This window comes from Kitasatospora arboriphila, assembly GCF_039528095.1.
GTDB lineage: Bacteria > Actinomycetota > Actinomycetes > Streptomycetales > Streptomycetaceae > Kitasatospora > Kitasatospora arboriphila.
Genome location: NZ_BAAALD010000091.1, coordinates 1 through 25,482, shown reverse-complemented (window position 1 = coordinate 25,482; position 25,482 = coordinate 1). Strand labels below are relative to the sequence as shown.

The following is a 25,482-nucleotide window of genomic DNA, read 5'->3' as shown; positions in this document are numbered from 1 at the left end:
CGCCACTGCACTCCTGCCCGGTCTGCCCGCCGGGACACGCGTCGGCGGAGAACGGCCGGACGCGCGAACGGCTGCGGCCGCCCGCGCGGGGCGGGCGGCCGCAGCCGTTCGGATCAGGCGGAGCAGCTGGATCAGGCGTGCACCGCGGCGGCCGGCTCGCCGGCCTCGGCGCTGCCGTCCTGAGCGTCCTCGGCGCCTTCGCCGCCCTGCGGCCGGGCGTGCTTCGGCAGCAGGAAGATCGCCGCGAAGACGACGGCCATCATGGCCAGCTCGACCCCGAGGGTGACCTGCTCGGCGTGCACGAAGTCGCCGCTCTTCACCTGCTCGAAGAAGACGGTGCCGAGGATGGCGGTGCCCAGCGCCGCGCCGAACTGCTGCACCGAGGTGAGCGTGCCGGAGGCGGAGCCGGTCTCGTGCGGCTCGACCGAGGCGAGCACCGTGTCGAAGAACGGCGCCATCACGAAGCCCATGCCGAGGCCGGTGACCGTGAGGGCCGGGGCGAGCTGCCACGGGGTGACCCCGGCGCCGGCCAGGTGCAGGGTGAGCATGATGCCGGCGACGCCGAGCGCCATCACGACCAGGCCGCCGTGCATCACCTTGCGGCCGAAGCGCTGCAGGGCCTGCGAGGCGATGAACGCGACCACCATGCCGAGCGAGGACGGGATGCCCGCGAGGCCGGCCTTGAGCGGCGAGTAGTGCAGGCCGATCTGGGTGTACAGGCTGAAGGTCAGCCAGAAGCCGGTCATCGCGGAGAAGAACAGCAGGCCGAGGACCATGCCGCCGCTGAAGCCGCGCTTGGCGAACAGGCTGGGCTCGACCAGCGGGTCGCCGCCGCTGCGGCTGCGCCGGCCCTCGTACCAGCCGAAGAAGCCGAAGACGGCGACGGAGGCGGCGATCAGGGCGAAGGCCCAGAGCGGCCAGTCGTGCTCGCGGCCCTGCACCAGCGGGAAGATCATCAGGGCCGAGCCGGCCGCGGCGAGCAGGGCGCCGAGCAGGTCGAGGCGGACGGCGCGGGCGCTCTTCCACTCGGGCAGGAAGCCCAGGCCGCCGGCGATCGCGAACAGGCCGAGCGGGATGTTGATCAGGAAGATCATGCGCCAGCCGGTGCCGAACAGGTCGGCGTCGACCAGCCAGCCGGCGAGGATCGGGCCGCCGACCGTGGACAGGCCCATGACCGGGCCGAACATGCCGAACGCGGAGGCCTGCTCCTTCTCGGAGAACATCTCCTTGAGCATGCCGAGGCCCTGCGGCAGCATCACCGCGCCCAGCAGGCCCTGGAAGACCCGGGCGGCGATCAGCTGGTCGGGCCCCTGGGCGAGGCCGCAGCCGATCGAGCCGAGGGTGAAGCCGACGGCGCCGATCAGGAACATCCGGCGGCGGCCGAAGATGTCGCCGAGGCGCCCGCCGGTGATCAGGCCGATGGCCATCGCCAGCGTGTAGGCGGCGCCCATCCACTGGATGGTGCTCTCGCCGCCGCCGATGTCGGCGCGGATGGAGGGTGCGGCGATGTTGGTGACCAGCGAGTCGAGGAGGTCCATGACCTCGGCCGCGAGGATCACGAACAGCGCGGCCCACCGCCATCGGTACGGGGTGGGGGTGTCGGTCATGGCGTCTCCAGACGGGGAACAACGTTTCTATCGAACGAACACCGTTCTACGGAGTCGATCGGCGTTCTGTCAAACAATATTCGCGGCTTCGAACGCTGTTCGCCCTCGGTTACGATGTTCGTCAACGTCCGTCGATCACGGACGTCCGGCCGTGCGTGCGGACCGGGCGTCCCCCCGAGGTGGAAGAGGTGCGCGTGACCTCGGAGATGCCCCCGATCCCGTGGCACAAGGCGCGCAGGGCCGACACCCGTCAGCCGCTCACGCCCGAGGCCGTCGTCGAGGCCGGCATCCACGTCCTCGACCGCGAAGGGCTCGAGGGCCTGACGATGCGCCGGGTCGCTCAGGAGCTCGGCACCGGCCCCGCCTCGCTCTACGCCCACGTGTCCGGCAAGGACGAGCTGCTGGAGCTGATGCTGGAGCGCATCTCCGGCGAGATCCGGCTGCCCGGACGGCCCGAGCCGGAGCGCTGGAAGGAGCAGATCAAGGAGGTCTGCCGGGAGGCGCAGCGGGTCTACACCGCGCACCGCGACATCACCGTGGTCTCGCTCGGCGGCATCCAGCTCGGCCCCAACAAGCTGAAGGTCGCCGAGTTCGTCGTCGGCCTGCTGCTCTCCGCCGGCATCCCCCGGCAGGTCGCCGCCTACGCGTTGGACGGCCTCGGCCAACTGATCGACTCGGACGCCTACGAGGCCTCGCTCTACACCGCGAAGATCGCCGCCGGGGTGGACGTCGACGCCTACTTCGACGGCGTCCGCGACTACCTCGCCCGGCTCCCGGAGGAGCGCTTCCCGCTGCTCAGGGACATGGCGGAGACGATGGTCCACGGCGACGGCGACGAGCGCTTCGAGTTCAAGGTCGAGGTCTTCCTGCGCGGCCTGGAGTCGTACATCGAGCGGTAGCGGCGCCCCGGTCGGGGGCCGTTCCCGCCGTGCGCGTAGGCTTAACGCAAAGATTGAGCTTTAGTGGCGCCCGGGGTCCGCCACGCCCGCGGGCCCGGCGCCGACCGCACCCGGAGGGACGGCCATGTCGTTACTGCACCCCGCCCGCACCGAACCGGCCCCGGCACCCGCCTGGACGGTGGGCGACCTCGTCGTCCGCCGCGTCGACGAGGTCGAACTGCCGGCGCAGACCGGCCCCTGGCTGCTGCCCGGCGCCACGCCCGAGGTGGTCGCCGCCGCCCCCTGGCTGCAGCCCGACTTCGCCGACGCCGACCGGGTCCTGCGGCTGGCCAGCCACACCTTCGCGGTGGCCGCGGGCGGCCTGCGGATCCTGGTCGACACCGGCATCGGCAACGGCAAGGACCGCGCCAACCCCGCCTGGCACCGGCTCGACACCGACTACCTCGACCGCCTGGAACGGGCCGGCTTCCCGCCCGGATCGGTCGACCTCGTCGTCCTCACCCACCTGCACACCGACCACGTCGGCTGGAACACCCGCCGGGACGGGGACGCCTGGGTCCCCACCTTCCCCCGCGCCCGGTACCTCACCAGCCGCGCCGAGTGGGACCACTGGGCGGGCACCGAGCTGGAGGAGCCCCGCCGGCAGATGTTCCGCGACTCCGTCCACCCGGTCGCCGAGCACGGCCTCCTCGACCTGCTCGACGTGCCCGCCGACGGCCTGGAGATCGCGCCCGGGGTGGCGCTCGTCCCGATGCCCGGCCACACCCCCGGCCAGGTCGCCGTCCGGCTGACGAGCGGCGGCGCCACCGCCCTGATCACCGGCGACTGCATCCACCACCCCGTCCAGCTCGCCGAGCCCGGCATCGACAGCCACGTCGACATCGACCCGGCACTGGCCGGGGCGACCCGCCGCAAGCTCCTCGCCGAACTCGCCGACACCGACACCCTGCTGCTCGGCAGCCACTTCCCGCCGCCGACCGCGGGCCTGGTGCGCCGTGACGGCGCGGCCTACCGCCTCCTGGCCGTCCCCGGCACGACGGGACGCCCGGCGGACGGCGGAACCGCACCGTGAGGCTCCCGGGCCGTACCGTGAGGCCCCCGGACCGCACCGTGAGGCCGCGGCGCCGCGGCGGACCGGCCGGATGAGCGGCCGGCCGGTGCCGCGCCCCGGCGGCCGGAGCGCCCGGGTGCAGGAGGCCGTCCGGACCGCGCTGCGGGAACTGGAGGCCGAGGTCGGCCGGTCGGCGCTCACCGTCCCGCTCGTCGCGGCCCGGGCCGGCGTCACCCCGTCGACGGTCTACCGCCGCTGGGGCGACCTGCAGACGCTGCTCTCCGACGCCGCGGTCGAACGGCTCCGCCCGGACGCACCGCCCGAGGACCACGGCTCACTGGCGGCGGACCTGCGCGCCTGGGCCGAGCAGTTCCTGGAGGAGACGGCCGCACCCGCGGGCCGCTCGTACCTCCGCGACGCGCTGCTCGGGGACCCGGAGGGCGGCAACGCCGGCCGCTGCTCCGAGTACGCCGCGGAGCAGATCCGGACGCTGCTCGACCGGGCGGCCGGCCGCGGCGAGGCGGCACCGGACGCCGAGACGGTCCTCGACCGGGTGGTGGCGCCGCTGGTCTACCGGGTCCTGTTCCGGCCCGACGGTCTGGACGCCGTATACGCCCACCGGCTCGTCCGGGACGCGCTGGAGGACTGACCCGCCCGGCCCCCGGTCGTGGACCGGGGGCCGGGCGGGTCGGGCGGGTGCTCCGGACGGTGTCAGGCGCCGCGGCGGGCCGCGGCGAGGTGCTGCTCCAGGGCGGTGACCACCAGGCGGTGGTCCTCGGCCTGGGGGAGGCCGGAGACGGCGACCGTGCCGACCACGCCGACGCCCTCCACGGTGACCGGGAAGGCGCCGCCGTGCGCGGCGTAGGTGTCCGGGTCGAGCCGGGACTTCTCCTCGAAGGTCTCGCCCTTCGCCGCGAAGCGCAGCCCCACCAGGTAGGAGGAGCAGCCGTAGCGGTCCACCGTCCGGGTCTTGCGCAGGATCCAGGCGTCGTTGTCGGCCGAGCTGCCGGGCAGCGCGAAGCGGAAGAGCTGCCGGCCGTTGCGGCGGACGTCGACCACCACCGGTGCCTGCTCGGCCCTGGCCAGCTCGACGAGCCGGGTGCCGAGCCGCCAGGCGTCCTCGTTGTCGAAGCCGGGCAGGCGCAGCCGGCACTCCTCGTCCTCGATCCGGTGGATCAGGGCGGCGATCTCCTCGGGCGTCCCGGGACCCTTCTTCGGGCTGCTCGGCGGGTCGCCCGCCGGCTCGGTCGTCGGCTCGGTCATCGGGCGTCCTCCACGGTCAGTGCGACGGTACGGCCCTCGGCGGCGGAGCGCCGGGCGGCCTCCAGCACGACGAGGGCGGCGACGGCGTCGCGCGGGTCGACCGGGGCGGCCGCGCCCTCGCGCAGCGCACGGACGACACCGGCGTAGAAGGCGGGGTAGTCGCCCGGCAGCGAGGGGTACGGCGCCGCGCCGTCGACCGTGCCGAGCAGGCCGCGGTCGGCCTCGGCGACCTCGCCCCAGCCGGGGCCGGGGAGCTGCCCGGCGCGCAGCGCGTCCTCCTGCGGGTCCATCCCGTGCACGGTGTACGCGGCGCGGTCGCCGAGGACGCGCAGGCGGGGGCCGAGCTGGCCGGCCAGGGCGCTCATCCACAGGTGGGAGCGGACGCCGGAGGCATGGGTGAGGGCAACGAAGGCGTCGTCGTCCGCGGCGGCGCCGGGGCGGCGGGCGTCGACCTCGGCGTACACGTGCGTGGCGGGGCCGAAGAGGGTCAGCGCCTGGTCCACGAGGTGGCTGCCGAGGTCGTAGAGGATGCCGCCGGCGTCGGCCGGGTCGGCGGACTCGCGCCAGCCCTCCTTGAGCTCCGGGCGCCAGCGCTCGAAGCGCGACTCGTAGCGGTGCACGGTGCCGAGCGAGCCGTCGGCGACCAGCTGCCGGACGGTACGGAAGTCGGCGTCCCAGCGGCGGTTCTGGAAGACCGTCAGCAGCAGGCCGCGGTGGCGGCCAGCGGCTTGTCCACCACCACGGGCAGGCCCGCCTCCAGCGCGGCGCGGGCGAGCGGCACGTGGCTGCGGTTGGGGGAGGCGACGACCAGCAGGTCCAGGGCGGAGGGGTCGGCGAGCAGCTGGTCGGCGGTGTCGACGGCGCGGGCCTGCGGGTGCTCGCGGCGCAGCTGCTCGCGGCGCTCGGGGCTGGCGGTGACCACGGCCTCCAGCCGCAGGCCCGGGGTGGTGGCGATGAGCGGGGCGTGGAAGGCGGCGCCGGCCAGGCCGTAGCCGACCAGGCCGACGCGGAGTGCGGGGTGCTCGGGGTGCTGGGTGCTCTCGGTGGTCATACCGCCAGTTAAACAACAGTGTTTCCTAAGTGCAAGTCCGGGCGCGCTCCGGGCCCGGTCCGGGCGCGGATCGGGCGGGGGATCGGGCGTGGTCCGGGCAGGGTTGCGGCGCGGTCCGGGCACGCCGGGTCCGGGCACAATGGGCCCCATGACGACGCACCCCGGCCCGACCGGCACCAACCTGGCCGGACTGCGCGACCACAACGCCGCACTCGTGCTCGGCCTGCTGCGCGCCGCCCCCGAGGGCGGCAGCCGGGTCGGACTCGCCGCCCGCACCGGCCTCACCCCGCAGGCCATCGGCAAGATCACCGCCCGGCTGCTCGCCGAAGGCATGATCGAGGAGGCCGGCCAGAGCGCCTCCACCGGCGGCAAGCCCCGCACCCTGCTCCGGCTGCGCGCCGAAGCCGCCTGCGCCGTCGGCGTCCACCTCGAACGCGACGAACTCACCGTCCTGCTCGTCGACCTGACCGGCCGCCGCCTCCACCTGCACACCCGGCCGGTGGCGGCGGACATCGCCCCCGGCGACGCCGTCCGCCTGGTCGCCGACGGGATCCGCCGTGCCGCCGAGGCCCTGCCGGAGGGGGCGCGGCTGCTCGGCGCCGGCATCGGCTGCCGCGGCCCGCTCGACCACGCCGCGGGCGTCCTGCACTGGTTCACCCCGGCCGGCCCGCGCGGCTCGTCCGACTGGCACCACTACCCGCTGCGCGACGAACTCGCCGCCCGCCTCGACGGACTGCCCGTCGTGGTCGACAAGGACACCAACACCGCCGCCCTCGGCGAGGCGCCCGCCGCCCCGCGGCCCGGCGGCGGCCTCGCCTACGTCCACCTCGCCGCCGGACTCGGTGCGGGCCTGCTCCTCGACGGCGCGCTGCACCGCGGCACCCGCACCAACGCCGGCGAGTTCGGCCACCAGACCGTGCAGGTCGACGGGCCGCTCTGCACCTGCGGCAACCACGGCTGCCTGGAGGTGCTCTGCCTCGCCGCCCTGGAGCGCGGCGACCACGCGGCCGCCGCCCGGCTGGTCGGCGTGGGCGTCGCCAACCTCGTCCGGCTGCTCGACATCGACCGGGTGGTGCTCGGCGGCCGCGCCGTACTGGCCGCCCCCGACACCTACCTCGACGGCGTCACCGCCCAGCTGGAGGCCCGCATCCCCGACCCCGAATGGCAGCCCGTCCCGGTCACCCTCGCCGCCGCCGGCCACCTCGCCGTCGCCGCGGGCGCCGCCGAACTCGTCCTCGGCCCGCTCTTCGGCCGCCGGACCTGAGAGGCGGTTCCTGCCCGGAGGATGCGTCCCGACCCGACAACGAAGGCGTCTCGCCGGACGCCGCGGACGCACGGGGCCGGACGGTCCGCTCGACCGTCTCCTCGACCTCCGGGTCGGCCCCGCGCACCAGGTCCCTGACCCGGCGGCAGACGTCCTGCTGCCGGCCGGGCAGGGCGTCGATGGGCGCGTCCACCCGCGGATCGGTCTCGTGGGCCACCGTACGACTCCCGCCGGCCCGCCCCGCCCCGGGACCGGCCGGCGCCGTGCCCGCCGTCCGGGAACGGCTCAGCCGGGCCGGTCGCCGGTGCGCAGGCCGGCGAGGAGCGCGTCGATGGTGCGGCGGGTGGTGGCGGCCATGTCCACCGACTCCGGGGCCAGCAGCCACTGGAGCTGCAGGCCGTCCATCACCGCGATGATCGCGTTGGCCACCGACTCGACGTCGGTGTCCGCCCGGGTCTCGCCGAGCTCGCAGGCCTCGACGAGGGCCTCCACCACCATGGCCCGCAGGCCGGCGTAGCGGCTGCGGAAGAAGTCCTGGGCCGGGTGGCCCTCGGTGACGCTCTCGGCGGAGAGCACCGCGTACAGCCGGACGATGCCCTCGCGCTCCGCATTGCGCCGCACCGTCTCCACCAGGTGGTCGAGGAGGGCGAGGCCGCGCGGCCGCTCCGTGCCGAGCTGGGCCATCTCGGAGTCGTCCCGCAGCTCCAGCACGCCGCTGAGCAGGGCGGTCTTGGAACGGAAGTGGTGCAGCAGGCCGGGCTGGGTGAGGCCGGCCCGTTCGGCGATCTCGGCGAGCGAGGCGTGGTGGTACCCGCGGGTGGCGAAGGTCTCCACGGCGATCGCGAGGATCTCCTCGCGGCGGCGCGCACCGCCCGGCCGCGGGGAGCGGGCGCCGCCCGGGGCGCGGTGCGCCGGGTGCTCCGCGGGCTGGTCGGGGCTGTGGTCGGCGGTGCGGTCGAGGGTCACCGGGTGAGTGTACGAGCCCCCGGACCGGGCCCGCGGACGGGTCGCCGGGCGCCGACCGTCCCCGCGGCCGACGATCCGTCAAGCTCTGAAAAAAGTGGGGCAGAAGACTTACCTAGTGGTCGGTAGGTCTGATTGCATGTCAGCGGCCCTCAGCAGTGCACCACCCGGCGCGGCCCCCTGCCGCCGCCGGACGCGCCTGTGTGCGCGTGTCCGCCCATCCACCGCGATACGGAGAGACACGTGGAACCCACCCGTCACGGCACCACCCGCCGCCCGCGCCGCCGGGCCCTGCTCGCCGGCGCCCTGCTCGCCGCGTCCGCCCTGGCCGCGGGCACCGTGCCGCTGAGCACGGCGCAGGCCGCCGAGCCGGCCGCCGGCGGACGCCCGCTGCCGTACCTCGACGCGAAACTGCCCGTGCAGCAACGCGTCAAGGACCTCCTCGCGCGGATGACCCCGGACGAGAAGATCGGCCAGATGACCCAGGCCGAGCGCAACGCCGTCGACGCCGACCGGGCGCAGATCACCGACCTGAAGCTCGGCTCGCTGCTCTCCGGCGGCGGCTCCACGCCCACCCCCAACACCCCCGCCGCCTGGGCCGACATGGTCGACGGCTACCAGCAGCGCGCCCTCGCGACCCGGCTGCACATCCCGCTGCTGTACGGCGTCGACTCCGTCCACGGCCACAACAACCTGGTCGGCGCGACCGTCTTCCCGCACAACATCGCGATGGGTGCCACCCGCGACCCGGACCTCGTCGAGCGGGCCGCCCACATCACCGCCACCGAGACCCGGGCCACCGGCCCGCAGTGGGTGTTCGCACCGTGCGTCTGCGTGGCCCGCGACGACCGGTGGGGCCGCACCTACGAGAGCTACGGCGAGGACCCGGACCTGGTCTCCCGGATGGAGACCGCCGTCGACGGCTTCCAGGGCGACAGCCGCAAGGACCTCGCCCGCCCCGACCGGGTGCTGGCCACCGTCAAGCACTACGCCGGTGACGGCGACACCGCCTACGGCAGCTCCACCAGCGGCAGCTACAAGCTGGACCAGGGCGTCACGATCACCGACCGCGAGCACTTCCGGACGGTCGACCTCGCCCCCTACGTCACCGCCGTCCGCAAGCACGACGTCGGCAGCATCATGCCGTCCTACTCCAGCGTCGACTGGACGGAGGACGGCATCGGGAACCCCGTCAAGATGAGCGCCAACAAGGAACTGCTCACCGACGTCCTCAAGCAGAAGATCGGCTTCGACGGCTTCCTGATCAGCGACTGGGACGCGATCAACCAGATCCCCGGCGACTACCCGACCCAGGTGCGCACCGCCGTCAACGCCGGCCTGGACATGTTCATGGTGCCGTACAGCGCCGAGAAGTTCGAGCAGGCCCTGCTCGCCGAGGTGCAGGCCGGCCGCGTGCCGCTCTCCCGGATCGACGACGCGGTGCGCCGCATCCTGCGCGCCAAGTTCGAGCTCGGCCTCTTCGAACACCCCTACACCGACCGCTCCAACGCCGCGACCATCGGCTCGGACGCCCACCGCGCGGTCGCCCGCCGTGCCGTCGCCGAGTCCCAGGTCCTGCTGAAGAACGCCGACCGCGCCCTGCCGCTGAAGGCCCACCAGAAGATCTACGTCGCCGGCGCCAACGCCGACGACATCGGCAACCAGGCCGGCGGATGGACCGTCACCTGGCAGGGGCAGAGCGGCAACACGATTCCGGGCACCACGATCCTCCAGGGCATCCGCCAGTACGCCCCGGACGCGGCGTACAGCCGGGACGCCTCCGCGCCCGCCGCCGGGTACGACGTCGGCGTCGTGGTCGTCGGCGAGACCCCGTACGCCGAGGGCATGGGCGACGTCGGCAACGGCCACACCCTGAACCTCTCCGACACCGACCGGGCGAACGTCGACCGCGTCTGCGCCGCCGTTCCCACCTGCGTCGTCCTCGACGTGGCCGGCCGTCCGCAGATCATCACCGGCGAACTGCCGAAGGCCGACGCCTTCGTGATGTCCTGGTTGCCCGGCAGCGAGGGCGGCGGCGTCGCCGACGTGCTCTTCGGCAAGCGGGGCTTCACCGGCAAGCTCCCGGTCAGCTGGCCGCGCAGCGAGGCCCAGGAGCCGATCAACATCGGCGACCGCCACTACGACCCGCTCTTCCCGTACGGCTTCGGCCTCACCACCCGCCGCTGACCGCACCCGCGCCGGCCGCACCCGCGGTCCCGGCACCAGGCCACCCGCCGCCGCTGCCGACCCAGCGGCGGCGGGGACCCGTGGAGGACCCTCCCGGCGCAGGGAGGGTCCTCCGCGCACCACCCCGCGCACCACCCCGCGCACCAGCTCCCGCACCGGCCCGCCCGCCGGGACACGCGGGGAGTGCCTCGCGGACCGGCCCGCGGATCCGCCGCGCATACGATCGGGAGCACTCCGCCGCCGTCCGGTCGCGCACCGGGGGAAGACAGGTGCGCGCGTGATCGCGCTGGTCGTCAGCATGGGGACGCTCTTCGCGTGGGCCCTGGTGGCCGGACGGCTCGCCCGCTGGAGCATCACCGCCCCCGTCGCGATGACCGCGGCCGGCGTGGTGCTGACCGTCGGCCCGCACCCGCTGGTCACCGTCAGCATGACCACCTCGGACGCCGAGCGCGCCGTCGAGATCATCCTCGCCGTGCTGCTCTTCACCGACGCCACCGCCGTGCCGAAGGGTGTCGTCCGCGCACACCGACGCCTGCTCGCCCGGCTGCTGCTGGTGGCCCTGCCGCTCACCGTCCTCGCCGGCGTGCTGGTCGGCGGACTGCTCTTCCCGTCCGGCCGCTGGTGGCTGGTCGCCCTGTTCGCCGCGGTGACCGTCGCCGTCGACCTCGCACCCGCCGCCGAAGTGATCAAGGACAGCCGGCTGCCGTCCTGGCTGCGCGGCGTCCTCACCGTCGAGACCGGCCTCAACGACGGCATCCTCGCGCCCCTCTTCCTGCTCTGCCTGGCCGGCGCCGACGCCTACGGCGACGTCCCGCAACCCACCGGAAACCCGCTCGGCGACGCCCTCGACGCCGTGCTCCGGGCCGTCGTCGCCGGCGCGCTCGTCGGCCGCCCCGGCGGCCTGCTGCTGCGCCGCGCCTGGCAGGCCGGCTGGACGAGACCTTCCGCCGTCCGGCTCGGCATCCTCGCCCTGCCGCTCGCCGCGTACGGGCTGGGCATCCTGCTGGACGGCAGCGGTTTCATCGCGGCGTTCGTCGCCGGGCTCTGCTTCGCACCCGACGTGCGGGCCCTGCCGCCCAAGGCCCTGCACCTGGTCGAGGACGTCGGTGCGCTGCTCTCGCTGGCACTCTGGTTCGTCTTCGGCGAACTCGTCACCCAGGCCTTCACCGGCGACTTCGACGGCCGGGTGGTGGCCTACGCCGCCCTGTCGCTCACCGTCGTCCGCGTCCTCCCCGTCCTGCTCGCCCTGGTCGGCAGTGGCCTCCATCGAGCCGACCGGCTGATGCTGGCCTGGCTCGGCCCCCGCGGGATGGCCACCATCGTGTACGGCCTGCTCGCCTTCAACGGCCTGGCCCCCGTCGACCCGCACGCCGCCGACCTGGTCGGCCAGTTGATGACCATGACCGTTCTGATGAGCCTCGTCCTGCACGGCCTCACCTACGGGCCGCTCGCCGCCCGCTACGCCCGCCGCACCGGCCGCGACGGCGGTGGCCGAGGCCGCCGCGGCCCGCGGTGACGAGCGAACGGCGGGCGGGGAACGGCGGGCCGGGAGCGACGGGCGAGGGTGTCGGCGGAGTGCGGTTGAATGGCGGCCTTGCCGAACGAACGGGGGAGCGGCCGTGAACGAGTCCGAGGTGGTGGCCGCCGCACGGCGACCCACGGCCGCCTGGCTGGAGTCCTGCTTCGGCCCGGGGACGGTCTGGCGGCCGACCGAGGCCGAACTGCCGGCGTCACTGACGAACGCCGGGGTACGGGACTTCCTGACCACGGTCGGGGTGCCGGCCGTCCGGCTCTCCTTCGTGGACTGGCACTCCGGGGACCTTCCGGAGAAGGGCATGTGGGCGGAGGACCCGGACGAGCTCTACGGCCTCCGCAGGCCCGATGACGACTCGCCGCCCGCCTGCCACGCGTACTGCATCGGCACCTACGGCGTGCGGCACCTCATGGTGCGCGGCGACCCGGCGTCGTCGAGATGTACGACCCCGAGGGCTGGGACCACGCCCGGGGCTACGGCGGCCAGGTGGCCGGCGCGCTGCCCGAACTGATCGGTGCCCTCGGGCTGCTCGCCCGCTGGGAGGAGCGCCTGACCGGTGAGGAGGCGGATGCCGCGCTCGCCGAATTCACGTCCCTGTTGGTGGAGTTGGGTCAGGGGCCGGATGACTCGGTGCTCTGGGACAACCTGCTGGAGACGCTGCAGGACGAGTACGGGAGCTGGGAGGACTGACGGCCGGCCGCGGCCGCCCGGCCCCCACCGGGCGGCCCAGCACGATGCCGCCCAGGATCAGCGCCATGCCGGCGAGCTGGCGCGGCGTCAGCGACTCCCCGGCGAGCAGGGTGCCGAGCAGCACACCGGTGAACGGATTCAGCAGACCGACCAGGCCCACCGTCCCGGCCGGCAGGCGCCGCAGCCCGGCGAACCAGGCGGCGAAGGCGACGGCGGTGGCCACCACGGCCGTGTAGCCGAAGGCCGTCAGTTCGGAGGCGCCGAGCGCCGGCGGCGGCCCCTCCGCCACGGCGGCGACCGGCAGCAGGAACAGCCCGCCGGCGACCAACTGCCAGGCCGTGGAGGCGAGCAGGCCGGCGCCGGCACCCCACCGCTTGCCGAGCACGAAGCCCAGCGAGGACACCAGCATCGCCGCCACCGAGGCGAGCACCCCGGACGGACTCGCCCCGCCCGTCCCGCCGAGCAGCATCAGGCACACCCCGCCGAGCCCGATCCCCGCCCCCGCCAGGTGCGCCGGGCGGGGCCGCTCGCCCAGCAGCGCCCACCCGGCCAGCATCATCGCCAGGGGAGCGAGCGCCATCACCGTGGACGCCACGCTGGTCGCCAGCAGCTGGGACGCCGTGTAGACCAGCACGAAGAAGGCGCTGGTGTTGAGCAGCCCGAGCACGGCGGAGCGCCACCACCACACCCCGCGCGGAAGCTCCCGGCACAGCGCGAGCAGCAGCAGCCCGGCGGGCAGCGCCCGCACCGCCGCACCGAACAGCGGATGGTCCGGCGGCAGGAACCGCTGGGTGACGAAGTAGTTGACGCCCCACGCCACCGGGGCCACCGCCGTGACCAGGATCCACCGCAGATTGCCTTCCATGGAAGACACTATAGCTTCCGGGGAAGATATGATCCGTGCATGGACCAGCCGCAGCCGCAGCCGCTCGACCGCGTCGCCCGCATCCAGGCCGCCTGGGCCCGCGAACGGCCCGACCTCGACGTCGCACCCCAGGGCGTCATCGGCCGCCTGCACCGCGTCGCCGCCCTCCTCGCCGAGGAACTGTCCGTGGTGTACGGCCGCTACGGCCTCGGCGAGGGGGAGTTCGACGTCCTGGCGGCGCTGCGCCGTGCCGGTGACCCGTTCGAGCGGGCCCCCGGCGAACTCGCCGCGCACACCATGGTCACCACCGGCGCCATGACCAAGCGGGTCGACCGCCTGGAGCGGGCCGGGCTGGTCACCCGCCGCCGCAGCGACGCCGACGGCCGCGGCCGGGTGGTCGCCCTCACCCCCGCCGGCCGGGAGCTGATCGACCGGGCCTTCACCGACCACATGCGCAACGAACACCGCCTCGTCGAGGCGCTCTCCCCGGTCGAGGCGGCCGCCCTGGAGGCACTGCTCACCTCCTGGCTCGCCCGGCTGGAGCCGCCGCAGCCGCAGGCCGGTCCCTGATCCGGGGCGCGGACGTCGCCCCGGCGCCGGGGCGACGACTCCCCGGGGGCCGTGCGGACTCGCCCGCCCCTGCGCCCCCGCCCGGTCGAGAAGCGCGGGCCCGGCGGTGGCGTCGCCGTGGGGTCAGCCCTCGCGCAGGCCCCACGGCGAGCCGTACTCGGTGAGCAGGCCGAGGAAGGGCCGTGCGGGCAGCGCCTCGGGGCCGAGCACGCCGGAGCCGGACCAGGCGCCGGTGGCGATCAGCTCCAGCGCGACGACCGGGTTGATCGCCGTCTGCCAGACCACCGCCTGCGAGCCGTACTCGCGCATCGACCACTGGTTGTCGACCACGTGGTACAGGTACACCTCGCGGGGGCGGCCGTCCTTGGTGCCCTTGACCCAGGTGCCGGCGCAGGTCTTGCCGTGCATCCGCTCGCCGAGGTCGGCGGGGTTGGGCAGGACGGCGGCGACCACGTCGCGGGGGGAGACCTTCGCCGGGCCGAGGTCGCTGCCCACGGCGACCGGCGCGGTGCTGTCCAGGCCGAGCGCGTGCAGCGTCTTCAGCTTGTCGATGAAGTCGTCGCCGAGGCCGTACTTGAAGGTGACCCGCCTGGCGTCGACCCAGCGCGGCACCAGCAGCACCTCCTCGTGCTCGACGTTGACGCACTCCACCGGGCCGATGCCCTCCGGGAAGTCGAACACCTCGGGCTCGCTGAACGGCGCGGTGGTGAACCAGCCGCGGTCGGCCTCGTACACCACCGGCGGGTTGAGGCACTCCTCGATGGTCGTCCAGATGCTGAAGGACGGGGCGAAGTCGTAGCCCTCGACGGTGAGGTTGGCGCCGTCGCGGATGCCGATCTCCTCGATCTCGTCGAAGAGTTCGTCCGCGGCGTGGCGGGCGAAGACGTCGGAGAGCCCGGGCTCCACGCCCATGCCGACCAGGGCCAGCCGGCCGGCCTTCTCCCACTGCTCGGCGCGTTCGAACTGGGCGTCGCCGAGCTTGACCCCGCACAGCTCGTACGGCCGCTCGGGGTGCGGGTGCGACAGCGACATCGCCATGTCGACGTAGTGGGCGCCCGCCGCGAGGGCCGCTTCGAACAGCGGCATCACGAAGCGCGGGTCGGTGGCGTTCAGCAGGACGTCGCAGTCGTGCTCGGCCAGCAGCGCCCGGACGGCGGCCCCGTCGGAGGCGTCCACCTGCCGGGCGCTGAACCTGCCGGCGGCCTCGCCGAGCGCGGCGACCGCGGCCTCGGCCCGGGCGGGGTCGTAGTCGGCGACGACCATGTGGTCGAAGAACGGGCGGCGGGCCGCGATCCGGGTGACGGCCGTGCCCACGCCGCCGGCTCCCACAAGCAGTACTCGCATGGCAGAACTCTTCCTTCCCTGGCGGGTTCCCGCCTGTCGGAAGGAAACTCCGGCCGGCCGTGCAAGGTCAATGGCGTTGGCATAAGCTCGGCGGCGCAGCCGTCCGAGGGGAGCAGTGCCGTGCCGAAGCAGGTCGTGCCCGAGTCGCAGCGCCGCAGGCGGCGCCCGACCAAGCAGGGCGCCCTCCTGTCCGAGGAACTCATCGTGCGGACCGCCCTGCGGATGCTGCGCGAGCACGGCGGCAGCGGCCTCACCGCCCGCCGCCTGGGCCTCGCCCTCGGCTGCGACCCGAGCGCCCTCTACCGCTACTTCCGCGGCATGGACGCCCTGACCCTCGCCATCGGCGACGAACTGATCGGCCGCGCCCTGGCCGGCTGGCGGGCCGGCGGCCGCTGGCGGGACGACCTGCGCGCACTCGGCCTGCGCATCCACCGGTCCTACCTCGACCACCCGCAGGCCGCCGCACTCACCGCCAGCCGGGTCACCGGCCGGGACCGCGAGATCGCCGCCGACGAGACGATCCTCGGCATCCTGCGCACCGCAGGCTTCCCCGACCCGGTGGCCGTCCGCGTCTACCACGCCTTCATCGACCAGGCCCTCGCCTTCGCCGCCCTGGACGCCGCCTCGCTCGCCCTCCCCGCCGAGGCCCGCACGGCCGACGAACGCATGTGGGAGTCCACCTACGCCCGCCTCCCCGCCGACACCCACCCCCACATCGCCGCCACCGCCGACCTCCTCGCCGCCCGCATGACCGACAGCGCCTACCCGGTCGCCCTGGACATGCTCCTCGACAGCGCCGAACGCCAACTCGGCGAGAGCATCTGACGGAGTGCCAGGATGGTGGGCATGCACTCGGTACACGTCGCCCACACCGCCGATCTGGACGCCGGAACCCTGGCGGCCGCCCGCGGACTGCTCGACGAGGTGTTCGCGCCGGACATGACGGACGAGGACTGGGAGCACTGCCTCGGCGGGCTGCACACGCTGGTGCGGGACGGCGCGGAACTCGTCGGCCACGCCGCGATCGTCCAGCGACGGCTGCTGCACGGCGGGCGGGCGCTGCGGACGGGTTACATCGAGGGCGTGGCCGTCCGCGCGGACCGGCAGCGGGACGGCATCGGCTCGGCGATGCTGGCCGAGCTCGTCCGGATCGCCCGCGGTGCCTACGACCTGGCGGCCCTCGGCAGCACCGACACCGCCGTCCCGTTCTACACCGCCCACGGTTGGCAGCCCTGGCGGGGCCGTACCTACGCCCTCACCCCGGACGGCATCCGGCGCACCGCCGAGGAGGACGACGGCATCTACGTCCTGCCGCTCGCCGTGCCGGTCGACGTCACGGGTGAACTGGTCGCCGACTGGCGCGAGGGCGACGTCTGGTGACGCACCGCCACGCCTCGGCCGTCACCGGTCCACACCGCGCCCCCCGCATGCGGGGGGCGCTCGCGTACCGCAGCGGCGTGGGGTTCCCGCCGTCCGGCCGGGGCGCCGGCTGCTGCACGGTCGTCTACGACGCGGACGGCTGCCCGGCCGGGCTGTGCTTCCGGGGCGTCACCGGCGACCGGTCCGGCCCGCCGGGGTGCCCCGCGTCGCCGTGCAGGTGCTGTTCGGCGGTGCGCCAGGCCGCGGTGACGGCCCGGTGGGCGGCGGCCGTCGCCTCGGCGGTGTCGCCGCCCAGGTGCAGCGGGGCGCCGAGGTGGACGTGCAGGGCGGGGCGGCGCAGCGGGGCGGTGGCGAATCCGGCGAGCTGCTTGGCGGTGCTGCCCGAGCTCAACCGGCGGGCGCCGCACTGGCCGAGCGGGACGACCGGGGCGCCGCTCACCGCCGCGAGGCGGGCGAGACCGGTGCGGAAGGCACCGGGTTCGGCGTCGCGCGGGTCGCGGCGCTTCGGCAGGCCGCCCTCGCCGTAGATCAGTACGACCCGGCCGTCCGCGAGCGCCTCGGCGGCGAGGTCCAGGGCGGCGGCGGCCCGGGCCGTCCCGCGGTGCACGGGGATGTGCCCGCCGCCGCGCAGCAGCCGGCCGAGCAGCGGGACGCGCCACAGCCCGGCCGTGGCCATCACCACCGGCTCGGTGCCCAGCCGGTGCAGGGCGGCCAGCACCACGCCGGGGTCGGCGAGCGAGCTGTGGTTGGCGGCGACGATGCTGCCCGGGGCGACCGGACCGGCCGTCTCGGAGCTGACGGACAGACGGCCGAGAACGGGTACCAGGGCGCTGACGGTCCGGCTGAGCATGGTGTTCCTTCGCTGCCTTCGGGGGGTGGTGCCGCCATCCTCGCGGAGCGTCGCCACGGGCCGCCTGAGTAGTGGTACTCAACCGGGCCCGGGTACGGTCCGCGGCGGCAGAGCCGGGGTCAGGCCCGGTCGCGCCCGGCGCGGCTGCCCCATTCGCCGATGCCCAGTCCGAGGAGGACCATCAGCGGTCCGGGCCACCACACCGGTGTCAGCAGGCCGAGCGTGCAGCCGACGGCCGTCACCACCGCGCCCACCGCCCACAGCCGCGGGGAGGCCACCCGGCCGCGGAACCAACGCGGAGCGCGGCCGCGCGCCAGCGCCGGCACCGCCTGGATGAACACCACCAGCCACACCGCCACCACGCATGCCACCCGGAACGTACTCACCGGACCATCCCCTCGTCACCGCCCGGCGGCTGCCGAGGAGCGGATCGTCCCACACCGTCCGCCGGCGCCCCGCTCAGGGGGCGGCGAACAGACCGGGGAACGCCGGGGCCAGCCACGGCTTCCGGCCCCAGGCGAGCACCTTGCCGCGGGCGAGGGCGGTGGTGGCGGTGTACCGGCCGAGGGCGATGAGGAAGAAGGCCACCGGCTCGGTCATGATCGTGCAGTCGGGCCGGCGCGGCGGACGGTCGCTCACCACGGCCGCCCCGTCCGTGAAGGTCACCGCGAACCCGTCCCCGCCGCGGACCCGCAGCCGGTAGCAGGCGCGGTGTCCGGCCGCCGAACGGGGATCGACCACCCGCGGCATGGCCGTCCGCAGGAACGGCATCGTCAGCTCGACCCGCTGCCGGTCGATCGGGTGCGGCCGCCCGAGCGCGACGGCGATGTCGTACAGGTGGCCGAGCATGTGGGTCAGCAGGTAGGAGCCGAGGGTGTCCAGGTCCATCGGGCCGAGCGGGGTCAGCACCGGGTCGGTGCCCGCCCGCGGTCCGGCCGCGGCGGTGAACTCCCGTGCCTGCGCCGCGATGTCCGCGCCGAGCACGGCGAGGTCCCGCTCCGGCCGCTCGGCCAGCGAGGCCGCGTTCGCCGCCGCCAGCGACCCCGGGGTGCCGTCCCCGTAGGTCCGCTCCTCACCGGCGGCCAGTGCGGCCATCAGCTCGTTCGCCATCGCCAGGTGGGCCGCGGCCTCGGCCACCGTCCACTCGGCGCCGGGTATCGGTGTGCCGCCGTCGCGGTCGGCGAGCAGCGCCAGCGCCTCGTCACCGACCGCGGTGATCGCGTCGAACAGCCGGGTGCGCGCGGCACCGGGGGAGTGCGGGGGGAGCGGGAGGGTCATGGTGGTGAAGAGTGACCGACTCCCGCACCGCTGTCCAGACCCTCCGCCGGCCGGACCCTCCGCCGGCCGGACCCTCCGCCGGCCGGACCCTCCGCCGTCCGCGCCCGGGACGCGGTCAGGAGGCCGCGCGTTCCGGGCGCTCCGCCGTGGGTCCCGGCTCGGCCGCCGGGACGCTGCGCAGCCGGGCGGCCGGTGCCGGCCGCGCGGGCCGGACCACCCGGGCCAGCACCGCCGGCGCCAGCAGCCGCTGCGGCGGCTCCGCCAGGTTGGCGACGGCGAGGAAGGCCCGGCCCACCCCGGCGTCGGCCTCGGCGGCCCGGTGGATCCGGGCGACGTACCGGTTCAGCAGCCGGACCCGCGGCGAGCGGCGGCCGTCCACGAACGGGAACCGCAGGTCGCCGCCGACCGACATGTCCCAGGCCACGTCGGTGATCACGGCGGGCCGCCGGAAGAACCGCCGGGCCAGCGGCTCCCCGGACGCCTCCGCCAGGCACTCCCGCAGCGCCGCCGCCTCGCAGGCCGCCACCGTCATGCCCTGTCCGTAGGTCGGGTTGAACTGGCAGAGCGCGTCGGCGAGCACCAGGTACCCCTCGGGGAAACGCTCCAGCCGCTCGTAACGGCGGCGGATCGACACCGGGCTGCGCATCAGCCGCGGGTCGGTGAGCGGCTCCAGGCGCTCCAGCAGCCGGTGCAGGTCGGGCACGGGCAGGCGCTGCGCGAAGCGGTGGTAGCCCTCCGGGTCCACCGGCGGGACGTCGCCGTTCATGCCGAACAGCGTGACCAGCCAGCGGTCGCCCTCGCCGCTGAGCGCCACACCGCCGCGCGGCGCGTCCGCGGAGGCTCCGACGACGAAGGCGTCCGCGTCCGCGTCGCCCGGGCTGCGCCGGTACTCCCGGGAGACGTACACCAGGCCGGAGTCCACCCGCTCCTCCGGCGCCGGCGCGTAGCCGAGGGTGCGCAGCCAGGTGGCGCCGCGGTTGCTGCGGCCGGTGGCGTCGACCACCAGGTCCGCCGCCAGCACCTCCGGCTCGGCGTTCACCCGCAGCAGCCGTACGCCGGTGACCCGGCCGCCCGCCGGGTCGGCGACCGGCTCCAGGACCTCCGTCCGCTGCTGGATCTCCACGCCCGGCAGCGCCGCCACCCGGGAGCGGAGGTGACGCTCCAGCTCGGGGCGGCTCACCATCAGGCAGGGGAGCCCGGACGGCGCCCGCAGCAACCGCCGGCCGTCGTTGAACCAGTTCACGTCCGCCTGCACGTCCCGGACGAGCGCACCCCGCGCCACCAGGTCCTCCCGCAGCCCGGGGAAGAGGTCCTGCAGGACCTCGAAACCCTTCGACAGCATGCCGTGGGCGTGGTGGCTCTGCGGCACCCCGCGCCGCGGGCCACCGCCCTCCGGCAGCGCGTCCCGGTCGACGACCGTGACCCGGGCGAAGCTCTCGCTCAGCACCCGCGCGGCCAGCAGGCCGCCGATCCCCGCCCCCGCGACGACCGCGTGGCCGCGTCCCGTCCTGTCCCCGTCCTGCATGGCGTCCCCCTGTCCCGGGCCGGAGCGGCCACCCTCGACCGGGTCGGCCGTCCCCGACCGAACCACTCTGCCCGGCACCGATTGACGACCGATTGACGACGGATTGACGCCGCCCCCCGCACGGGGAAGCTGGAGGGAGCAGGCACCACCGCCGGCCCGCCGGAGGGACGACCATGAGCGACGACGCCCAGCAGCCGCAGCAGCCGCAGCAGCCCGACCGGCGCCACGCCCGCCCGGACGGCATGGACGACGCGACGGTCGAGGCCCTCGGGCTCCTCTCCGAGGCCCTGGAGATGACCGAACGGGCCCGGGGCCGGCTCTACGACTTCCACCAGCTGACCGGCGGCGCGGACCGGGTCGTCGGCCTCGCCGTGCACGCCCTGCGGGACGCCGGGCACGGCGAGTTGGCCGACCTGGTGGCCCGCGAGGTGCAGGGCCGGGACGTGCTGCCGGGCATGTGGACGTACCAGGTCGTGGAGACCTACAACGACGGGTACCACCGGGCCTTCGTCGAGGCGGAGCGGCAGGTCCGCGAGGCGCTGGCGCCCGGCCGCGACCACATCGCCGAGGCCGAGATGCGGGCCCGGGGCGAGACCCGCTGAGCGCCTCCCGCCCCGGGCCCGGCACGGTGCGGACGGCGTGAGAGCCTGGGCCGCATGAGCGAGACGATCACCGTCACCACCTGGTACCTGGAGCAGACCTCCCGCACCGACCTGGTGGAGGCGCCCGCACCGGAGAACACCCCGCTGCAGATCCTCCTGGCCGAGGAGACCGGGCCGGAGTTCGCCCGCTTCCTCTACACCGCCGTCGGCGGCCCGTGGACCTGGACGGACCGGCTGCCCTGGAGCCACCGCCAGTGGCAGGAGTGGCTCGACCGCGACGGAGTGGAGACCTGGGTCGCGTACGTGGCGGGCACCCCGGCCGGATACGTGCAGCTGGAGCCGCGCGGGGACGGCCGCGTCGAGGTCGCCTACTTCGGGCTGCTGCCGCAGTTCATCGGCCGTGGCCTCGGCCGCCACCTGCTCGGCGTCGGACTCACCCGCGCCTGGGACCTCGCCGACCGGCACCCCGCTCTGCCGCCCACCACCACGGTCACCGTCAACACCTGCTCGCTGGACGGGCCCGCCGCCCTGCGGACCTACCGCGCGGCCGGCTTCCGCACCGCCACCACCGAGACCACCGACAAGCCCGCCGTCCCCACCCCCGGCCCCTGGCCCGGCGCCCACACCTGACCGGGCCGAGGCCCGACCGGCGAGGAGATGCCCGGGCCGGGACGCCGTCCTGGCGTGGGCAGCGGCGCGCCCCGGCCGGGGCGGGACGGGTGGCTCCGGGAGGCGATGTGATCAAGAGGCTGGAGGACCTGCCGGCGGGTGTGATCGGGTTCGAGACCGGTGGCACGCTGTCGGCCGAGGACTACCGGGACGTGCTGCTGCCCGCGTTGACGGGGGCCGCCGAGGCGGGGAGGTGCGGTGCGTCATCGTCGTCCCCGAGTTCCACGGGATGACCGGCGGGGCGCCGTGGCAGGACCTGAGGACGGGCGTGGAGCACCTGCGGGCGTGGAAGCGGATCGCGCTGGTCACCGACGTCGAGTGGATGACGCACCTGACCGCGCTCTTCGGCTGGATGACGCCCGGCGAGACGAGGACCTTCCCGCCGGCCCGGCGCGCTGACGCCGTGGCCCGGGTGCAGGACGGCGACTGACCCGGCCGGCAGCACGCGGGGCGTGACCTCGCCGGCGGCCGCTCGTTGGTGGAGGCGAGACCGGCCGCCGGGCACGCGCCCCCGACAGAGCGAGGGGCAGTGCCACCAGTCCCGTCCCGACCAGGGCCGTCCGCAGCACCCGGGGCCGGCGGGAGACCGTCCTCGGCAGCAGGGCAGGCCTCTCCACCGTCACGGGGGTTCCCCACTGTGTGCTATCGACCTGCCCTCAGCGCCGCCAAGGCCACCGCCGCGCTGGCGCTCCTCCCCGGCGTGCTGTTCGGCGGCCCGCTGGCCGGCCCCACCGCCGCCTCCGCGGCCGGTGCGCCCGACGACACCGCGGCGGTCGTCGTCCGGGCGGAGGACCCGGGGCACCGCTCGGTCGAGGCCGCACCGCCGCTGCGCGCGGACCGCGGCGCGGGCGTGCCGCTGCCCGACCGCGGACTCGGGGTGTTCACCGCCCACCGCAGCGGTCTGCGGCTGCAGGCGGACGGCACCGGCGCGGCCGAGGACTCACGGGCCGCCGACGGCACCGGCCTGCGGACCGCGCCCGTCGCGGCCGCCGACTCCCAGGAGTGGCTGGTCCGCCCGGCCGCGGACGGCCGGCTGCTGATCCAGTCGTTGCTGGCCGGCGACGACACGGCCGGTCCGCTGCTGCTCACCGCCGAGCCGGACGGCACCGTGGACCTGCGGTCGGACCGGGCCCGCGGCCTCGCCGACGACCCGTCCCAGATCTGGTCCTTCGTCCGGGTCACCGACCCCGACCCGCTGCACCTGGAGCCGCAGCCCGCACGGGCCCGCTTCACGATCCGCGCCGACGACGGGGGCTGCCTGGTCGACCGCGGGCCCGCCACCGCCCCGGTCGTCGGCAGCTGCGACACCCCGCGGGCCTGGTGGACGGCCGACGGGCTGACCGGCTGAGGGCGTCAGCAGACGTCCCAGTGCCCCACGGTCACGGCCCGGTTGCACTCGGGACAGACCCGGGCCGACTCCGGCGCCGGATCCCAGGCCGCGGCGCCCACGGCCTCCATGTCCACCTGGCTCATGCCCTCGGCCTGCTGGCCGCAGAAGGTCCGGGTGAGGGGGACGTCGGTGGGTGCCGCGTGCACCGTGGTGCCCGCCCCGTCGGGCGGGAGCACCGGACTGTCGGCCAGCGGCTCGTGCAGAACGACGATGCTCATACCTCCACTGTTCTCCCCGGCCGCCCGCTCGGCACCCCCACCGGCGGCGCACCCCGGGGCCGCGGGCACAATCGGTCAGCGGACGGAGGGGGAGCGGTGGGATTCATCGGCGTGTGGGTGCTCGCGCCCGTGCCGGACGAGGTCGTGGCCGAGCTGGCCGCGGTGGCCGGGCCGGTGGTCGAGGCGCAGCGGAACGACCCCCGTGTCCGGGAGCTGTGGCAGCAGTGGTGCGCCGCACCGGAGGCCGTCGGGGTGGAGTCCGCGGACCGGGCGGCGACGGTGGCCTTCGACCTGCTGTCCGGTGCCTGTCCGCTGGACGGCCAGGTCGAGGAGCTGTACGCGGCCTTCGACCGGGTGCCCGCCGAGTGGCGGCCGCTGATGCTGACGCTGGTCTGCCGGAAGGGACTCCCCGCGGCGGCCCTGGCCCACGGGCTGGGCCCCGAGCGGTTCGCCCGGTTGCCCGGCTGGTTCGGTGACTTCTTCCTCGACGCCGGGCAGGTGCGGGCGGCCCTGCCGGAGGTGCTCGCCGCGCTGGACCTGCCGGACGGCGAGCGTCCGGCCGTCGAGCGGCGCACCGCGGAATGGCTGTCGGACTACGGCGGCGGCCGGCCGGAGGAGGCGGCCGCGCTGCTGGACGGCATCGGCCCGCTGTGGCAGGCCGCCGCCGACGCGGGCGCGGGCCTGCTGGGGTGCATGTTCGTGCCGGGCTGAGCCCGGACGCGGCCGAGGCCGGTGCCCACGGCGTGCCGGGCAGGGGCGCGGCGGACGCCCTGGTGCGGTCGAGGTCGTCGGCCCGGCGGCGGAGGTCGGGCCGCGATGCCGTCCCGGCCGGGGCGGTGCCGGTGGAAGCCGTCGACCAGGTGCGGCGGGAGGTCGCGCAGCATGGAGAGAACGGCGCCCGGCTCGGCGAAGGCGAGGTCCTCGGGGGACGAGGTCTCGCAGGTGCCGCGGTCGCGCTCCGGCGCGGGGCGGTACTCGTCGCCGTACACGCACCGGACGTGCCCCGTCAGGGTGCGGTGCCCGGCGGGCAACCTATGTGCCGGTGGCTTCCCCGCTGCGGGAGCGGGTGGTGCCGGCGGGGACCGGTCGGGCGGGGCCGACCGGGCCGTGGACGGTCAGAGGGCCTGGGTGACCGGCCGGAGCAGGGCACGCGAAGGTCCGGAGGGGTCCTCGTCGCCCGGCAGGGCGTCCTCCGCGGTGCGCTGGCAGGCCGAGCAGAGCTCGTGCCGGCCGGAATCGGTGATGACGCTGCCCCAGCCACGGCATTCCGTACAGCCTCGGGCGAGGGCGACGTCGGCACGGGGGGCAGGAGTGGGAGCGGGGTGGGCTCCGTGATGCATGGGTGATGTCCTCTGTAGAGCGGTATCACTTCGACCCAGCTTGTCATGATTTTCGACCAAACGTCTGTGACTCATCTCTCCCCGTGTTCGAGATGCGCGCAGACGGCCGGTGGGGCAGCCCGGAGAGGGCGGGCGCGTCCGGTCCGGGGTGCCGCTCCTGGTGGTCCAGCCGACGGCTCCGCCCGCCGGAGAGTTGACGACGCATCGGATCCGCCGCCGGGGGCCGGGCCGACACCGGTCGGCGGGCCGTGTCCGGCCCGGCGGTGCGTGACAGAATCGCCGCGAAGCGGACCGGCGAGCAGGACGGGCGAGGGGCGATGGCGGTGGAGGTACTGCGGGCGGCGGACCGGGCGGCGGTGCCGTGGCTCAACGGCGGCGGCGTGACCCGTGAGGTCGCGGCCGGGCCGGCCGGTGCGGGGATGACCGACTTCGCCTGGCGGGTCAGCCTGGCGGACGTCGCCCGGGGCGGGCCGTTCTCCGTCTTCGCGGACACCGACCGGGTGATCACCCTGGTCGAGGGCGCCGGGATGACGCTGACCGTGGCCGGTGCAGAGCAGGCGCTCACCGAGCCGTTCCGGCCCTTCGCCTTCCCCGGGGACGCGGACACCGACTGCCGGCTGGAGGGCGGGCCGGTGGTCGACTTCAACGTGATGACCCGGCGCGGCCGCGCGAGCGCACAGGTCGAGATCGCGGACGCCCCGCGCCCCGTCCGGGCCCCCGAGGACGGCGTCCTGCTGGTCGTCTGCCTCGCCGGCACCGCCGCCCTGGCCTCGGCCGGGTACGACCTCGACCGGTACGACGCGGTGCTGCTGCACCACGGCGGAGACCTGCTCCAGGTCGACGGTGCCGCCGCCGTCGTGACGATCCGCCGGTAGCGGTTCGGCCCGGGAGGGGGACGGCGGGCGTGCGGATGCGGATCGAGGACGTGGTGGCCGTACCGGG

26 protein-coding genes and 2 pseudogenes are annotated in these 25,482 nt (G+C 75.4%); 16 read left to right on the top strand and 12 right to left on the bottom strand.

Features of this window, described 5'->3' with window-relative positions; translation table 11 throughout:
* Positions 1-131: 131 nt before the first annotated feature.
* Entirely contained in the window at positions 132-1,607 is a 1,476-nt protein-coding gene (locus ABD353_RS31975) for an MFS transporter (protein WP_344627181.1), read from the bottom strand.
* A gap of 188 nt (positions 1,608-1,795) precedes the next feature.
* On the opposite strand from ABD353_RS31975, the gene ABD353_RS31970 reads away from it, so the two are divergent.
* The 3 genes from ABD353_RS31970 to ABD353_RS31960 all read left to right on the top strand — a co-directional run bounded on the left by ABD353_RS31970 (position 1,796) and on the right by ABD353_RS31960 (position 4,206).
* The gene (locus ABD353_RS31970; RefSeq protein ID WP_344627180.1) at positions 1,796-2,506 is read left to right on the top strand and encodes a TetR/AcrR family transcriptional regulator C-terminal domain-containing protein; all 711 of its coding nucleotides are present in this window, start codon (positions 1,796-1,798) and stop codon (positions 2,504-2,506) included.
* A 124-nt stretch (positions 2,507-2,630) separates the two neighbouring features.
* Complete coding sequence (locus ABD353_RS31965) at positions 2,631-3,578, top strand: MBL fold metallo-hydrolase (protein ID WP_344627179.1); 948 nt, start codon at positions 2,631-2,633, stop codon at positions 3,576-3,578.
* Positions 3,579-3,648: 70 nt separating this feature from the next.
* A complete protein-coding gene (locus ABD353_RS31960; RefSeq protein WP_344627178.1) occupies positions 3,649-4,206 on the top strand; it encodes a TetR/AcrR family transcriptional regulator in 558 nt (185 codons plus the stop codon).
* Positions 4,207-4,268: 62 nt separating this feature from the next.
* On the opposite strand, the gene ABD353_RS31955 is transcribed toward ABD353_RS31960, so the two are convergent.
* Together ABD353_RS31955 and ABD353_RS31950 are read right to left on the bottom strand one after the other, a co-directional pair.
* Complete coding sequence (locus ABD353_RS31955) at positions 4,269-4,820, bottom strand: heme-degrading domain-containing protein (protein WP_344627177.1); 552 nt, start codon at positions 4,818-4,820, stop codon at positions 4,269-4,271.
* Positions 4,817-5,871 (bottom strand): annotated as a pseudogene (locus ABD353_RS31950) (Gfo/Idh/MocA family oxidoreductase). The gene ABD353_RS31955 and the pseudogene ABD353_RS31950 overlap by 4 nt, the downstream one beginning before the upstream one ends.
* A gap of 148 nt (positions 5,872-6,019) precedes the next feature.
* Here ABD353_RS31950 and ABD353_RS31945 point away from each other — a divergent pair.
* Positions 6,020-7,135, top strand: a complete 1,116-nt coding sequence (locus ABD353_RS31945; RefSeq protein ID WP_344627176.1) for an ROK family protein — start codon at positions 6,020-6,022, stop codon at positions 7,133-7,135.
* A gap of 285 nt (positions 7,136-7,420) precedes the next feature.
* Here ABD353_RS31945 and ABD353_RS31940 read toward each other — a convergent pair whose 3' ends face one another.
* Positions 7,421-7,969, bottom strand: a complete 549-nt coding sequence (locus ABD353_RS31940; protein WP_344627186.1) for a TetR family transcriptional regulator — start codon at positions 7,967-7,969, stop codon at positions 7,421-7,423.
* Between the two features lie 381 nt (positions 7,970-8,350).
* Between ABD353_RS31940 and ABD353_RS31935 the strand changes: the two are divergent.
* The 3 genes and pseudogenes from ABD353_RS31935 to ABD353_RS31925 form a co-directional block, all read left to right on the top strand.
* Positions 8,351-10,276: pseudogene (locus ABD353_RS31935) on the top strand (glycoside hydrolase family 3 protein); the annotation flags it as partial.
* 286 nt (positions 10,277-10,562) lie between these two features.
* A complete protein-coding gene (locus ABD353_RS31930) occupies positions 10,563-11,801 on the top strand; it encodes a cation:proton antiporter domain-containing protein (protein ID WP_344627174.1) in 1,239 nt (412 codons plus the stop codon).
* A 103-nt stretch (positions 11,802-11,904) separates the two neighbouring features.
* Positions 11,905-12,330 carry an SUKH-4 family immunity protein gene (locus ABD353_RS31925; protein ID WP_344627173.1) on the top strand — a complete coding sequence of 142 codons (426 nt, stop codon included), beginning with the start codon at positions 11,905-11,907 and terminating at the stop codon, positions 12,328-12,330.
* Between the two features lie 75 nt (positions 12,331-12,405).
* Here ABD353_RS31925 and ABD353_RS31920 read toward each other — a convergent pair whose 3' ends face one another.
* Positions 12,406-13,374: a DMT family transporter gene (locus ABD353_RS31920; protein ID WP_344627172.1), complete on the bottom strand. Its 969-nt coding sequence runs from the start codon at positions 13,372-13,374 to the stop codon at positions 12,406-12,408.
* 39 nt (positions 13,375-13,413) lie between these two features.
* Here ABD353_RS31920 and ABD353_RS31915 point away from each other — a divergent pair, with 39 nt between their 5' ends.
* Complete coding sequence (locus tag ABD353_RS31915; RefSeq protein ID WP_344627171.1) at positions 13,414-13,944, top strand: MarR family winged helix-turn-helix transcriptional regulator; 531 nt, start codon at positions 13,414-13,416, stop codon at positions 13,942-13,944.
* 123 nt (positions 13,945-14,067) lie between these two features.
* On the opposite strand, the gene ABD353_RS31910 is transcribed toward ABD353_RS31915, so the two are convergent.
* Positions 14,068-15,288 (bottom strand): saccharopine dehydrogenase family protein, encoded by a 1,221-nt coding sequence (locus ABD353_RS31910; RefSeq protein ID WP_344627170.1) that lies wholly within the window; start codon positions 15,286-15,288, stop codon positions 14,068-14,070.
* 120 nt (positions 15,289-15,408) lie between these two features.
* On the opposite strand from ABD353_RS31910, the gene ABD353_RS31905 reads away from it, so the two are divergent.
* On the top strand, positions 15,409-16,113 hold the full coding sequence (locus tag ABD353_RS31905; RefSeq protein ID WP_344627169.1) for a TetR/AcrR family transcriptional regulator: 705 nt from the start codon (positions 15,409-15,411) through the stop codon (positions 16,111-16,113).
* Positions 16,114-16,134: 21 nt separating this feature from the next.
* Positions 16,135-16,668, top strand: coding sequence for a GNAT family N-acetyltransferase (locus ABD353_RS31900; protein ID WP_344627168.1), 534 nt, complete (start codon positions 16,135-16,137; stop codon positions 16,666-16,668).
* A 124-nt stretch (positions 16,669-16,792) separates the two neighbouring features.
* Here the strand turns inward: ABD353_RS31900 and ABD353_RS31895 are convergent, their stop codons facing one another.
* The 4 genes from ABD353_RS31895 to ABD353_RS31880 form a co-directional block, all read right to left on the bottom strand.
* Positions 16,793-17,518 (bottom strand): lysophospholipid acyltransferase family protein, encoded by a 726-nt coding sequence (locus tag ABD353_RS31895; protein WP_344627167.1) that lies wholly within the window; start codon positions 17,516-17,518, stop codon positions 16,793-16,795.
* A 119-nt stretch (positions 17,519-17,637) separates the two neighbouring features.
* Complete coding sequence (locus ABD353_RS31890) at positions 17,638-17,904, bottom strand: hypothetical protein (protein WP_344627166.1); 267 nt, start codon at positions 17,902-17,904, stop codon at positions 17,638-17,640.
* Between the two features lie 73 nt (positions 17,905-17,977).
* Positions 17,978-18,796: a maleylpyruvate isomerase family mycothiol-dependent enzyme gene (locus ABD353_RS31885; protein ID WP_344627165.1), complete on the bottom strand. Its 819-nt coding sequence runs from the start codon at positions 18,794-18,796 to the stop codon at positions 17,978-17,980.
* 115 nt (positions 18,797-18,911) lie between these two features.
* The gene (locus tag ABD353_RS31880; RefSeq protein ID WP_344627164.1) at positions 18,912-20,321 is read right to left on the bottom strand and encodes an NAD(P)/FAD-dependent oxidoreductase; all 1,410 of its coding nucleotides are present in this window, start codon (positions 20,319-20,321) and stop codon (positions 18,912-18,914) included.
* A gap of 173 nt (positions 20,322-20,494) precedes the next feature.
* On the opposite strand from ABD353_RS31880, the gene ABD353_RS31875 reads away from it, so the two are divergent.
* From ABD353_RS31875 to ABD353_RS31860, 4 genes are all read left to right on the top strand, one after another.
* Complete coding sequence (locus ABD353_RS31875) at positions 20,495-20,923, top strand: hypothetical protein (protein ID WP_344627163.1); 429 nt, start codon at positions 20,495-20,497, stop codon at positions 20,921-20,923.
* A gap of 54 nt (positions 20,924-20,977) precedes the next feature.
* A complete protein-coding gene (locus ABD353_RS31870) occupies positions 20,978-21,553 on the top strand; it encodes a GNAT family N-acetyltransferase (RefSeq protein WP_344627162.1) in 576 nt (191 codons plus the stop codon).
* Positions 21,554-21,785: 232 nt separating this feature from the next.
* A complete protein-coding gene (locus ABD353_RS31865) occupies positions 21,786-22,022 on the top strand; it encodes a SpoIIAA family protein (protein ID WP_344627161.1) in 237 nt (78 codons plus the stop codon).
* A 207-nt stretch (positions 22,023-22,229) separates the two neighbouring features.
* Positions 22,230-22,940, top strand: a complete 711-nt coding sequence (locus ABD353_RS31860; protein ID WP_344627160.1) for an RICIN domain-containing protein — start codon at positions 22,230-22,232, stop codon at positions 22,938-22,940.
* Between the two features lie 5 nt (positions 22,941-22,945).
* On the opposite strand, the gene ABD353_RS31855 is transcribed toward ABD353_RS31860, so the two are convergent.
* A complete protein-coding gene (locus tag ABD353_RS31855; RefSeq protein WP_344627159.1) occupies positions 22,946-23,200 on the bottom strand; it encodes a hypothetical protein in 255 nt (84 codons plus the stop codon).
* 96 nt (positions 23,201-23,296) lie between these two features.
* Between ABD353_RS31855 and ABD353_RS31850 the strand changes: the two genes are divergently transcribed.
* Positions 23,297-23,911 (top strand): hypothetical protein, encoded by a 615-nt coding sequence (locus tag ABD353_RS31850; protein WP_344627158.1) that lies wholly within the window; start codon positions 23,297-23,299, stop codon positions 23,909-23,911.
* A gap of 404 nt (positions 23,912-24,315) precedes the next feature.
* Here ABD353_RS31850 and ABD353_RS31845 read toward each other — a convergent pair whose 3' ends face one another.
* A complete protein-coding gene (locus tag ABD353_RS31845; protein ID WP_344627157.1) occupies positions 24,316-24,540 on the bottom strand; it encodes a hypothetical protein in 225 nt (74 codons plus the stop codon).
* Between the two features lie 263 nt (positions 24,541-24,803).
* On the opposite strand from ABD353_RS31845, the gene ABD353_RS31840 reads away from it, so the two are divergent.
* Positions 24,804-25,415 carry a HutD/Ves family protein gene (locus ABD353_RS31840; RefSeq protein WP_344627156.1) on the top strand — a complete coding sequence of 204 codons (612 nt, stop codon included), beginning with the start codon at positions 24,804-24,806 and terminating at the stop codon, positions 25,413-25,415.
* The last annotated feature ends 67 nt before the right edge of the window (positions 25,416-25,482 follow it).

Bases quoted from the DNA above. Each gene is read 5' to 3' on its own strand.
- ABD353_RS31895 (WP_344627167.1), bottom strand. From the start codon at position 17,518: ATGCTCAGCCGGACCGTCAGCGCCCTGGTACCCGTTCTCGGCCGTCTG.
- ABD353_RS31955 (WP_344627177.1), bottom strand. From the start codon at position 4,820: ATGACCGAGCCGACGACCGAGCCGGCGGGCGACCCGCCGAGCAGCCCG.
- ABD353_RS31945 (WP_344627176.1), top strand. From the start codon at position 6,020: ATGACGACGCACCCCGGCCCGACCGGCACCAACCTGGCCGGACTGCGC.
- ABD353_RS31910 (WP_344627170.1), bottom strand. From the start codon at position 15,288: ATGCGAGTACTGCTTGTGGGAGCCGGCGGCGTGGGCACGGCCGTCACC.
- ABD353_RS31880 (WP_344627164.1), bottom strand. From the start codon at position 20,321: ATGCAGGACGGGGACAGGACGGGACGCGGCCACGCGGTCGTCGCGGGG.
- ABD353_RS31870 (WP_344627162.1), top strand. From the start codon at position 20,978: ATGAGCGAGACGATCACCGTCACCACCTGGTACCTGGAGCAGACCTCC.
- ABD353_RS31920 (WP_344627172.1), bottom strand. From the start codon at position 13,374: ATGGAAGGCAATCTGCGGTGGATCCTGGTCACGGCGGTGGCCCCGGTG.
- ABD353_RS31975 (WP_344627181.1), bottom strand. From the start codon at position 1,607: ATGACCGACACCCCCACCCCGTACCGATGGCGGTGGGCCGCGCTGTTC.
- ABD353_RS31855 (WP_344627159.1), bottom strand. From the start codon at position 23,200: ATGAGCATCGTCGTTCTGCACGAGCCGCTGGCCGACAGTCCGGTGCTC.
- ABD353_RS31875 (WP_344627163.1), top strand. From the start codon at position 20,495: ATGAGCGACGACGCCCAGCAGCCGCAGCAGCCGCAGCAGCCCGACCGG.
- ABD353_RS31885 (WP_344627165.1), bottom strand. From the start codon at position 18,796: ATGACCCTCCCGCTCCCCCCGCACTCCCCCGGTGCCGCGCGCACCCGG.
- ABD353_RS31915 (WP_344627171.1), top strand. From the start codon at position 13,414: ATGGACCAGCCGCAGCCGCAGCCGCTCGACCGCGTCGCCCGCATCCAG.
- ABD353_RS31900 (WP_344627168.1), top strand. From the start codon at position 16,135: ATGCACTCGGTACACGTCGCCCACACCGCCGATCTGGACGCCGGAACC.
- ABD353_RS31960 (WP_344627178.1), top strand. From the start codon at position 3,649: ATGAGCGGCCGGCCGGTGCCGCGCCCCGGCGGCCGGAGCGCCCGGGTG.
- ABD353_RS31845 (WP_344627157.1), bottom strand. From the start codon at position 24,540: ATGCATCACGGAGCCCACCCCGCTCCCACTCCTGCCCCCCGTGCCGAC.
- ABD353_RS31965 (WP_344627179.1), top strand. From the start codon at position 2,631: ATGTCGTTACTGCACCCCGCCCGCACCGAACCGGCCCCGGCACCCGCC.